This window comes from Streptomyces sp. NPDC003016 (assembly GCF_053591455.1).
Window position 1 is genome coordinate 294,051 of the sequence record NZ_JBSFTV010000002.1, and the last position, 9,175, is coordinate 303,225.

The following is a 9,175-nucleotide window of genomic DNA, read 5'->3' on the forward strand; positions in this document are numbered from 1 at the left end:
GTGCCGAAGCCGCTCAGCCTCCCGTTCGACCCCATCGCCAGAGCCGACGAACTCTGGCAGCAGCGCTGGGGGCCGGTCCCCTCGATGGCCGCGATCACCTCGATCATGCGCGCGCACCAGATCCTGCTCGCCGAGGTCGACGCCGTCGTCAAGCCGTACGGACTGACCTTCGCGCGCTACGAGGCGCTGGTACTGCTCACCTTCTCCAAGGAGGGAGAGCTGCCGATGTCCAAGATCGGCGAGCGGCTGATGGTCCACCCGACGTCCGTCACGAACACCGTCGACCGGCTGGTGAAGTCCGGCCTGGTGGCCAAGCGGCCGAACCCGAACGACGGGCGCGGCACGCTCGCCTCGATCACCGAGAAGGGCCGCGAGGTGGTGGAGGCGGCGACCCGCGACCTGATGGCGATGGACTTCGGACTCGGCGCGTACGACGCGGAGGAGTGCGCGGAGATCTTCGCGATGCTGCGGCCGCTGCGGGTGGCGGCGCACGACTTCGAGGAGAAGTAGGAGCGGCGGCGGGGCGGCGACCCGCGCGAAGATCTCCCCTTGCGTCCGGTTACGCTCGATGCCATGAAGTCCAATGTGCTGTCCCGATACCGGGTGATGGCGTACATCACCGCCGTATGGCTGCTGGTGTTCACCGTGGCGATCATCGCCAAGTACGGGTTCCAGGTGGGCGACACCATGCTGATCTCGCAGATCCACGGTGTGCTGTTCATCATCTACGTCGTCTTCGCCTTCGACCTCGGCACCAAGGCGAAGTGGCCGTTCGGGAAGCTGCTGTGGGTGCTGGCGGCCGGCTGCATCCCCTTCGCCTCGTTCTTCGTCGAGCCGAAGATCACCCGTGAGGCCCGCTCGCTGATCACGGACGCGCGCCCGGCGCCGGTGAAGGCGTAACGCGCACGACTCTTCCACCGTCACGAGCGCGTCTTGTGGCGGTGTGACATTTTGCCGCCCCGCAGTAGAGCCATCGACATTTACTAGGACGTCCTAGTAAATTCGAGGTATGGACGCTGAAGCGATCGAGGAAGGCCGCCGCCGCTGGCAGGCCCGTTACGACAAGGCCCGCAAGCGCGACGCGGACTTCACCACGCTCTCCGGAGACCCGGTCGACCCCGTGTACGGGCCGCGCCCCGGCGACACCTACGAAGGATTCGAGCGGATCGGCTGGCCCGGGGAGTACCCCTTCACCCGCGGCCTGCACCCGACCGGCTACCGCGGCCGGACCTGGACCATCCGCCAGTTCGCCGGCTTCGGCAACGCCGAGCAGACCAACGAGCGCTACAAGATGATCCTGGCCAACGGCGGCGGCGGCCTCTCCGTCGCCTTCGACATGCCGACCCTCATGGGCCGCGACTCCGACGAGCCGAAGTCGCTCGGCGAGGTCGGCCACTGCGGTGTCGCCATCGACTCGGCCGCCGACATGGAGGTCCTGTTCAAGGACATCCCGCTCGGCGACGTCACGACGTCGATGACGATCAGCGGCCCGGCCGTCCCCGTCTTCTGCATGTACCTCGTCGCGGCGGAGCGCCAGGGCGTCGACCCGGCCGCGCTGAACGGCACGCTCCAGACCGACATCTTCAAGGAGTACATCGCGCAGAAGGAGTGGCTCTTCCAGCCGGAGCCGCACCTGCGCCTGATCGGCGACCTGATGGAGCACTGCGCGCGCTCCATCCCCGCGTACAAGCCGCTGTCGGTCTCCGGCTACCACATCCGCGAGGCGGGCGCGACGGCCGCGCAGGAGCTGGCGTACACGCTGGCGGACGGCTTCGGCTACGTCGAACTGGGCCTGTCCCGGGGCATGGACGTGGACCACTTCGCCCCCGGCCTGTCCTTCTTCTTCGACGCGCACCTCGACTTCTTCGAGGAGATCGCGAAGTTCCGCGCGGCGCGGAGGATCTGGGCGCGGTGGATGAAGGAGGTGTACGGCGCGCGGACGGACAAGGCGCAGTGGCTGCGGTTCCACACGCAGACGGCCGGTGTCTCGCTGACCGCGCAGCAGCCGTACAACAACGTGGTGCGTACGGCGGTCGAGGCGCTGGCGGCGGTCCTCGGCGGCACCAACTCCCTCCACACCAACGCCCTCGACGAGACGCTCGCGCTGCCGAGCGAGCAGGCGGCGGAGATCGCGCTGCGCACGCAGCAGGTGCTGATGGAGGAGACGGGCGTGGCCAACGTCGCGGACCCGCTGGGCGGCTCGTGGTACATCGAGCAGCTGACGGACCGCATCGAGGCGGACGCGGAGAAGATCTTCGACCGGATCAAGGAGCGGGGCCTTCGGGCGCACCCGGACGGACAGCACCCGATCGGCCCGGTCACGTCGGGCATCCTGCGCGGGATCGAGGACGGCTGGTTCACGGGCGAGATCGCCGAGTCGGCGTTCCAGTACCAGCGGTCGGTGGAGAAGGGCGACAAGCGGGTGGTGGGCGTGAACTGCCACCACGGCTCGGTGACGGGCGACCTGGAGATCCTGCGGGTGAGCCACGAGGTGGAGCGCGTGCAGGTGAACACGCTGGCGGAGCGCAAGGCGGCGCGCGACGAGGCGAAGGTCCGCCGGTCGCTGGACGCGATGCTGGCGGCGGCGCGGGACGGCTCGAACATGATCGAGCCGATGCTGACGGCGGTACGGGCGGAAGCGACGCTGGGCGAGATCTGCGGCGTACTGCGGGACGAGTGGGGGGTCTACACGGAGCCGCCGGGGTTCTGAGGGCGGTGGAGGGCGTGGAGGGCGGCGGAGGGTGTGGAGGCTCTCGGCCCTCGGCCCTCCGATCCTCCGGTTTCTGCTTTCCGTGGCGGAACGCATCATTTTCCAACGGGATGGGGTTACGTCCGTCCGACATACACGATCGGCTCTCCCGGCGGGCATTTCCGCAGATCATCGTTATCTTCGGAAAACAGGGAATTACTCTGGACGGATAAACTGGAGGCTTTCGTGTTCACGCGTTCAGCGACCCTTGCGGGGGCCGTACTCCTTGCAGGCGTCCCGGTCTTCGGCGCAGGCGGCGTCGCCACTGCGCAGGCCAAGCCCCCGCAGGAGGTGAAAGTGGAAGTAGGGCCTTGCCGGGCGACGCTCGTGAGTTCCACCGACACCGTGACGGGCTCGGTGGACTGCCGGGAGACGAAGACGGTGGGGGTCGCCGTCGAGATCGACGGCGAGACCCTCTCCACCAGGCGCCAGACGGTCGAAGCGGGAGTGCGCCACAGCGTTACGGTGAGGCTCCCTCAGATTCCCGAGGTGTGCATCATCCTTGAGGTCGACGGCGAGACCGGCCGGATCTGCCTGCCTTCCCGGAGCCAGGGCTGAGAGCGCGGAAAGAAAGGCGTCGGACTCACGGCGCCCCGGCGGTGGGCGGCAAGCCTTTCCGAGGGACCGCCCCGCAGGTCTGTTCAGGCTCTGCGCCCCCCGCCCGACTCCGGTGGCAGGAGGGGTGGGGCGGCTCCGGGCCGGGACCGAGCGCCTCGGCCCGTCGGTGAGTTCGCGTGCCCATCACCGCTCCGCGCAGGTGGTGGGCCTTCCCCGACGACAGTCCGGTCAAGTCGGTCCCCGGGTTCGTCGGCACGGCGTACGAGGAGGGCGCCCGTACGCGCAACCAGCGCGATCAGCAGGCCGGTCCGGCAGTGGCGTGCTTCCGGCGCGCGAGGCCGGCTGGTCCGGGCGGGCGGGGCGGCCTCGGGCGGTTGCGCCTGGCGGCAGGAGTCCCAGCGGTAGGCGCTGTGCCGCCGGCCCGGCCTGACGACCCCGTTGCCGGCCGTCAGGCCGGGCCGTTGGGCGCCCGGGGAGGCGGGGGAGTCCCCGGGGCCGTCGTCAGGCCGCTGACCAGCAGCAGCGAGAAGCTGCGCGCCCACTGGGCGTCCACCGGTTCCGCGCTCACCAGGGCCCGGTGGACGACGGCGCCGGCGATGACGTCGAAGATCATGTCCGCGTTACGGGCCGCCTGGGCGGGGTCGTCCTCGTACGGCAGCTCCCCGCGGGCCTGCGCGCGTTCCCGGCCCTCCAGCACGAGGCGCTTCTGGCGGTCGACGATCGCCGAGCGGATGCGTTCCCGCAGCGCCTCGTCGCGCGTCGACTCCGCGACCACCGCCATCAGCGCGGTCTTCGTCTCGGGCCGGTCGAGCAGCGCCGCGAACTGGAGCACCACACCTTCGACATCGGCCATCAGGGAGCCGCGGTCGGGGAGCCGGAGCTCGTCGAAGAGGACGGCCACCGCGTCCACGACCAGCTCGCTCCTGTTCGCCCAGCGGCGGTACAGCGTCGTCTTGGCGACACCGGCCCGGCTCGCCACGTCGCCCATCGTCAGCTTCGACCAGCCCAGCTCCACCAGTGCGGCCCTGGTCGCGTCGAGGATCGCGGCGTGCGCCTCGACGCTGCGCGGGCGGCCCGTACGGGAGGCAGGAGCGGCAGGAGCAGGAGGGGTGCGGGGGGTGTGGCGGGGGGACATGATCGTGACCATACCGGTCGGTAGGCAGGGCGGCGGGGGGTCTCCGTGAGGGAGATCACCGGCACTGGGGACGAGGCGGCCGGGTTTCCGAGTTACGCTACGACCTGTAGCGAAAGAGCGACAACCACTGGCGCAAGGGTGGGGACCCCGCGCCGAACCCGGTCCTCCTCGGGACCTCGGGCCGTGTTCGTCCGTACGCCTCGCAATCCGGCGGGGGGCTGCGGACGGGCGCGGTTCGCGCATCCGGCGGCCCTTCGGTGGCCTTGCCGGCACGTACGGACGGCGCAGCAGCCACGAGTTTTTCTTTACCGCGCGCGAAAGGGGGAGGATGTACGCATGCAGCCTAGGAACATGTCCATGAGCGGCGTCGTCGACCTCGCCGCGGTGAAGGCGGCCGGCGAAGCCCGGCAGAAGGCGGAGCAGGCGCGCGCCGAGGCCGCCAGGAGCGGCGGGGGCGGCGGAGGCGTCGCCCCGACGAGTCTGGTGATCGATGTCGACGAGGCCGGCTTCGAGCGCGATGTCCTCCAGCGCTCCACCGAAGTCCCGGTCGTCATCGACTTCTGGGCCGAGTGGTGCGAGCCGTGCAAGCAGCTCGGCCCGCTCCTCGAACGCCTCACCCTCGAGTACAACGGCCGTTTCGTCCTCGCCAAGGTGGACGTCGACGCCAACCAGATGCTGATGCAGCAGTTCGGGATCCAGGGGATCCCGGCTGTCTTCGCGGTGGTCGCCGGGCAGGCGCTGCCGCTCTTCCAGGGCGCGGCCCCCGAGGCGCAGATCCGCGCGACGCTGGACCAGCTGGTCCAGGTCGCCCAGGAGCGCTTCGGCCTGACCGGCATCCCCGTCGACCCGGCGGCGGGCGAGGGCGAGGGTCCGGCCGAAGCGGCCGAGGAGCCTGCCGGCCCGTACGACGCGCTGCTCGAAGCGGCCGTGCGGGCGCTGGACGCGAACGACTTCGCCGGCGCGGCCCAGGCGTACAGGAACGTCCTCGTCGACGACCCCGCCAACACCGAGGCCAAGCTGGGCCTCGCACAGGCCGAACTCCTCTCGCGCGTCCAGGGCCTCGACCCGCAGCAGGTGCGCAAGAACGCCGCCGGGAATCCGTCCGACGTGGCCGCGCAGACCGCCGCGGCCGATCTGGACCTGGTCGGCGGCCATGTGGAGGACGCCTTCGGGCGTCTGATCGACACGGTGCGCCGTACGGCCGGTGACGACCGTGACGCCGCGCGGGTGCGGCTGCTGGAACTCTTCGAGGTGATCGGCGGCGACGACCCGCGCGTGACGGCGGCGCGGACGGCCCTGGCGAGGGTGCTGTTCTGACCGGCGGTGCCCTCGGGGCATCCCTCGTTGATTTGCCGACACAGTGACAAGAGGCGGCCGCGCTTTACCGAAACTTGGTAATCGCGGCCGCTGTTACTTGCAGTAAGTCGATCACGTCGGTCTGCCCGGTTCTGGGCGGCAATCACTGCGTTTTCCCCGTCACTTGACGGCACGGTCCGTGGCCCGTCGATGCCGGGCGGTCGCGCTTCGGTTATACGGCCGTTACTAGTGAGTAACGAACCACTTGTGCACCGGCTGCGAATGCACCACGATCGGCCACGCTCGGTCCAACACCGCACCGCCCGACAGCCAATCGGTGCCGCGGTTCCGTGGGTCCCCACCGAGCCGGCCGGCGGCAATGGCGCCGGCCGTGGACAGGGGGGTCTCTGCCGGACAACGGCGGGGCCTGTCCAGCAGGTTGCGCGAACGCGTGGCCAGTGGTTGTCGCTCGGGGGTGATCGCCGGTGTGCCGGATGCCGTTTCACGCTTCCGGCGCGGGCGCTCTCCTTCCCGAGGACGTAGCACTTCTCCCATCCCCCTGCGGGCCCCTGCCCGTACTGGAGATGTACGTCCGAGAAGGAGGAAAGTCATGGAGTCTGTAGTTCGTGGTGGTACCAGATGGAGGCGGTTCGCCGTCGTCATGGTGCCGAGTGTGGCCGCGACGGCCGCGATAGGCGTCGCCCTCGCGCAGGGTGCGTTGGCGGCTTCGTTCAGCGTTTCCGGCCAGCAGTTCAAGGTCAAGGCCAAGCAGGTCGACGGAACCGGCTTCGCGCAGTACGGCGGCATTGACTCGGGTTACGCGGAAATGACGGGCGACAAGAAGGTTCTGCGCCCGGTCGCGATCTCGGCGTTCAAGAACGCCAAGATCACGGAGATGTGCCAGTCCGTCGTGACGGACGTGCCTCTCATCGGCAAGGTCACGATGCGGCTCGAGGCGGGCGGCGGGGGCAACCCCGTTACCGCCAAGGAGCTGTACCTCGACATCGCCGAGCTCGACGCGGATGCGACGTTCACGAACATCGACATCGGCGTCGCGGCGAAGGACACGGCCAAGCCGGGCGAGGCGGGGGGCCGAGGCCCTGCGATCAAGCCGGGCGACAGGATCCAGGAGAACGGTTTCGCCCAGCAGGCGGACCGCGCCGTGCTGAACAACGTGGAGCAGAAGGCGTGGGCCACCACGGCCGGAACGTTCACGCTCAACGGTCTGAGCCTGCGGCTCTCCGCGGGTGACAAGGCCGAGTGCTACAAGGGCTGAGCACTCCGGTGGGGGCGGGTCGGACGGCCCGCTGAGGCCGCCCGACCCGCCCCGTTCCCACCTTCTCTTCATGGCAACATCGTTTCAGGGAGCTGTTTTCATGAGCACTGAGTCCACAGGTTCCCGCGGATTCACCTACTGGCGGCTCCGCTTCCGCGCCTGGCGGGGGGCCCGGCCGTTCTGGGCGGGGCTGCTCACGCTGCTCGGGGGCGTGCCGATCGCCTACGTCCCCTACGCCCACGTCACGCTCGGCCATCTCACGCTGACGATGGCCACCACAGCGGGCGCGGGCTCGCTGATCATCGGCGTACTGCTGATCACCCTGGGACTCACGATGTGGTTCCACCACATCGTGCGGGTGTTCGCCGGTATCGCGTCGATCCTGCTGGCGCTGGTCTCCATTCCGGTGTCCAACTTCGGCGGCATGGTGGTGGGCTTCCTGCTGGCCCTGACCGGTGGAGCACTGTCGGTCTCCTGGGCTCCGGGCGAGCCGGCGAAACCCGTGCTGACCGAGGCGCCCGACGAGCGGCCGGACCCGGACGGCGAAGCGGTCGACCCCGTGCACCCCGGACTCAGGGCCGGCCAGGACGGCTCGTACGCGACCGACCCATCTGTTGACGCCAATGGCGGGAGGACCAGTGCGGGGTGACGAGACGGAGCAGTCCGCGGCCGACCGGGACGGGACCCGTGAGAGGAAGGGGCCGCGCCACGCGGCCCCCAGGAAGTCGCTCCTGACGAAGTTGCAGATACCCGCGGGCAAGGCGATGGCCCTGGCCGCGATGCCCACGGCGGTGTTCGTCGGCATGGCGCTCACCCCCCAGCCGGCCCTCGCCGACGACCAGGTGACGAACCCGTTCGCCCCGGGCCCCTGCGTAACCCGGTCGGACGCTTCTGACCCGGACGCCTCCGAGTCCACGTCCCCCTCGGCCGCGCCCTCGTCACCGACGGCCACACCCGGCCCGGGTGCGACGCCGGACGAGCCCGCGGAGACGGAAACCCCGAAGCCGGGTGAGACACCGTCGGCGAGCGCGAGCAGCACCGTGCCGGCCACCGGGCCCGCCAAGGAGCCGGAGGCGGGCAGGACTACGTCGTCTGCCCCGACACCGACGTCTGCCCCGACATCGACGCCGACGCCGACGGAGAGCGAAACCAGGGACCCGCTCGACCCGCTGGGTGTGGGCGACGCGATCAAGGACGTACTCGACGGGCCGGACAGGGAGTCCGCTGCTCCGGAGCCCTCCGGGCCGAAGCCCGCCGCCGACGAGAGTGCGACCACCGAGCCCGACGCCGGCAAGCCCGACGCCGGCAAGCCGGAGGCGAGTGAGCCGAAGGACCCGGCCGCCGAGAACCCGGTGGGCGACGCGGCCGACAGGACCGACAGGACCAAGGACGCCATCAAGGACGCGGCGGACAAGGCGGGCGTGCAGGTCGAGGAGCTCGGCGACGAGGCCAAGGGCGGCACGGACGGCGCGCAGGATGCGGACGGTACGGACGGCGCGGCCGACGACCCCGCCGCGGACGCCGGCGGCAAGGAGCCCTTCCCCTGCCCGACGGCGGACCCCGAGGCGCTCGCGAACGCCGAACTGGAGCAGGGGATCCCGGCCCTGCCGGACGACCCGTGGATCCTGGAGAGTTCGATGCTCACCCTGCGCGGGCTCGACTACAAGGGCATCGTCGAGGTCAGGACCGGCAGCGGCAAGATCAAGAAGGTCCTGAAGTTCACCGCGGTGGAGACCGACATCAAGGACCTGCACCAGAAGGTCGTCGGGCCGGGCGGCACCACGATGCACGCGCAGGCCGCGAAGGGTTCCACGTCGACCCTCCGCGACTCCACGGTCACCATGTACACGGAGGAGCTGAAGGGCAACCTCTTCGGCCTCATCCCGGTCACGTTCAGTCCGCAGACCCCGCCCCCGCTGAACATCCCGATCGCCATGTTCACGAACGTCAAGGTGACCCAGGCCGGCCAGTTCGGCGGCACTCTCACGGTCCCCGGCCTGCACAACTTCCTCACCGGCTGAGAGCGCGGCCCGCACCAGCAGCGGTGATGAGGCGGCAACGGCGGTGGCCCGTTCCCCGGTCGAGGGTGTGCTTGCAGCCGATCCCGAACCCGCGCTGTACGTGTGCGAGCAGCGGGGCGAAGGGCTCATGCAGCGCGGAC

General features: G+C 70.1%; 9 protein-coding genes. 8 read left to right on the plus strand and 1 reads right to left on the minus strand.

What is annotated here, in order from left to right:
* From ACWDZ4_RS02785 to ACWDZ4_RS02800, 4 genes are all read left to right on the plus strand, one after another.
* Positions 1-510 carry a MarR family winged helix-turn-helix transcriptional regulator gene (locus ACWDZ4_RS02785; protein WP_451506654.1) on the plus strand — a complete coding sequence of 170 codons (510 nt, stop codon included), beginning with the start codon at positions 1-3 and terminating at the stop codon, positions 508-510.
* Between the two features lie 63 nt (positions 511-573).
* Positions 574-900, plus strand: coding sequence for a DUF3817 domain-containing protein (locus tag ACWDZ4_RS02790; protein ID WP_451506655.1), 327 nt, complete (start codon positions 574-576; stop codon positions 898-900).
* Between the two features lie 109 nt (positions 901-1,009).
* Positions 1,010-2,710 (plus strand): acyl-CoA mutase large subunit family protein, encoded by a 1,701-nt coding sequence (locus tag ACWDZ4_RS02795; protein ID WP_451506656.1) that lies wholly within the window; start codon positions 1,010-1,012, stop codon positions 2,708-2,710.
* A 366-nt stretch (positions 2,711-3,076) separates the two neighbouring features.
* Positions 3,077-3,307, plus strand: coding sequence for a hypothetical protein (locus tag ACWDZ4_RS02800; RefSeq protein ID WP_451506657.1), 231 nt, complete (start codon positions 3,077-3,079; stop codon positions 3,305-3,307).
* 448 nt (positions 3,308-3,755) lie between these two features.
* Here the strand turns inward: ACWDZ4_RS02800 and ACWDZ4_RS02805 are convergent, their stop codons facing one another.
* A complete protein-coding gene (locus ACWDZ4_RS02805; RefSeq protein WP_451506658.1) occupies positions 3,756-4,442 on the minus strand; it encodes a TetR/AcrR family transcriptional regulator in 687 nt (228 codons plus the stop codon).
* Between the two features lie 336 nt (positions 4,443-4,778).
* On the opposite strand from ACWDZ4_RS02805, the gene ACWDZ4_RS02810 reads away from it, so the two are divergent.
* The 4 genes from ACWDZ4_RS02810 (at position 4,779) to ACWDZ4_RS02825 (ending at position 9,035) form a co-directional block, all read left to right on the plus strand.
* Positions 4,779-5,759 carry a tetratricopeptide repeat protein gene (locus tag ACWDZ4_RS02810; protein WP_451506659.1) on the plus strand — a complete coding sequence of 327 codons (981 nt, stop codon included), beginning with the start codon at positions 4,779-4,781 and terminating at the stop codon, positions 5,757-5,759.
* Between the two features lie 589 nt (positions 5,760-6,348).
* Complete coding sequence (locus ACWDZ4_RS02815) at positions 6,349-7,014, plus strand: DUF6230 family protein (RefSeq protein WP_451506660.1); 666 nt, start codon at positions 6,349-6,351, stop codon at positions 7,012-7,014.
* Positions 7,015-7,114: 100 nt separating this feature from the next.
* Positions 7,115-7,663 carry a DUF6114 domain-containing protein gene (locus ACWDZ4_RS02820; RefSeq protein WP_451506661.1) on the plus strand — a complete coding sequence of 183 codons (549 nt, stop codon included), beginning with the start codon at positions 7,115-7,117 and terminating at the stop codon, positions 7,661-7,663.
* A complete protein-coding gene (locus ACWDZ4_RS02825; protein ID WP_451506674.1) occupies positions 7,653-9,035 on the plus strand; it encodes a hypothetical protein in 1,383 nt (460 codons plus the stop codon). Before ACWDZ4_RS02820 ends, ACWDZ4_RS02825 begins: the two co-directional genes overlap by 11 nt.
* The last annotated feature ends 140 nt before the right edge of the window (positions 9,036-9,175 follow it).

Coding starts and splice junctions, on each gene's coding strand:
- ACWDZ4_RS02790 (WP_451506655.1), top strand. CDS start 574: ATGAAGTCCAATGTGCTGTCCCGATACCGGGTGATGGCGTACATCACC.
- ACWDZ4_RS02815 (WP_451506660.1), top strand. CDS start 6,349: ATGGAGTCTGTAGTTCGTGGTGGTACCAGATGGAGGCGGTTCGCCGTC.
- ACWDZ4_RS02795 (WP_451506656.1), top strand. CDS start 1,010: ATGGACGCTGAAGCGATCGAGGAAGGCCGCCGCCGCTGGCAGGCCCGT.
- ACWDZ4_RS02810 (WP_451506659.1), top strand. CDS start 4,779: ATGCAGCCTAGGAACATGTCCATGAGCGGCGTCGTCGACCTCGCCGCG.
- ACWDZ4_RS02820 (WP_451506661.1), top strand. CDS start 7,115: ATGAGCACTGAGTCCACAGGTTCCCGCGGATTCACCTACTGGCGGCTC.
- ACWDZ4_RS02805 (WP_451506658.1), bottom strand. CDS start 4,442: ATGTCCCCCCGCCACACCCCCCGCACCCCTCCTGCTCCTGCCGCTCCT.